We start from the raw sequence: 713 nt of genomic DNA on the forward strand, positions 1-713 counted from the left end.
AAATAAATATCCTCCGGCATAGCCGGAGGTTTTTCATATGCGCCTATAAGGCTCTGTTGCCAGCCGCGCCCTAACAGGCGCATTGCGATCTGACATTTGCATTTATGGATTACTTACTGCCCGTGAACGGGCTACCCGGATAGGGGATCGACAACTGCTCACCCATTTTATCCTCTTCCAGTTGGTGCTTTATGTATTCTTGTATCCTGGCTGTATTTTTACCAACCGTATCAACGTAATACCCTCGGCACCAGAACTCCCTGTTACGGTATTTGAACTTCAAATCGCCAAACTGCTCATAAAGCATCAGGCTACTCTTTCCCTTCAGGTATCCCATAAAGCCCGACACACTCATCTTGGGCGGGATTTCCAGAAGCATATGGATGTGATCCACACAACATTCCGCTTCCAGAATATTCACGTTTTTCCATTCGCACAGCTTTCTTAAGATACTGCCAATCGCTTTACGCTTTTCCCCGTAGAACACCTTTCTTCGGTACTTCGGCGCAAATACTATGTGATATTTACAGTTCCATCGCGTGTGCGCTAAGCTCTTTTCGTCCCTCATAGGGACCCCCTTTTGATTTCTTGTTGAACCTTTGCAGTTGCCAGACCGCAAACTGTTTTAACAAATCAAAAGGGGTTTTTATAACTGGCTCAAAGCTGAAAGCTTTACGGAACCTCCAGCCTAGCTGGAGGTTTTCTGTGCACAA

The 713-nt window shown here is 46.0% G+C and carries 2 protein-coding genes; both read right to left on the reverse strand.

Annotated elements, in window-relative coordinates; all coding sequences use genetic code 11:
• Positions 1 to 109 precede the first annotated feature (109 nt).
• Positions 110 to 568: an IS200/IS605-like element IS1541C family transposase gene (gene tnpA / locus ACKWMY_RS28235; protein WP_024531425.1), complete on the reverse strand. Its 459-nt coding sequence runs from the start codon at positions 566 to 568 to the stop codon at positions 110 to 112.
• Positions 525 to 713: hypothetical protein (locus tag ACKWMY_RS28240; protein WP_337050198.1), on the reverse strand; the 189-nt coding region annotated here is incomplete at its 5' end. The genes tnpA and ACKWMY_RS28240, both read right to left, overlap by 44 nt.

It is taken from the genome of Serratia sp. J2 (genome assembly GCF_046269175.1).
In the GTDB taxonomy this organism is placed as follows: domain Bacteria; phylum Pseudomonadota; class Gammaproteobacteria; order Enterobacterales; family Enterobacteriaceae; genus Chania; species Chania fonticola_C.

Coding starts and splice junctions, on each gene's coding strand:
- tnpA (WP_024531425.1), bottom strand. CDS start 568: ATGAGGGACGAAAAGAGCTTAGCGCACACGCGATGGAACTGTAAATAT.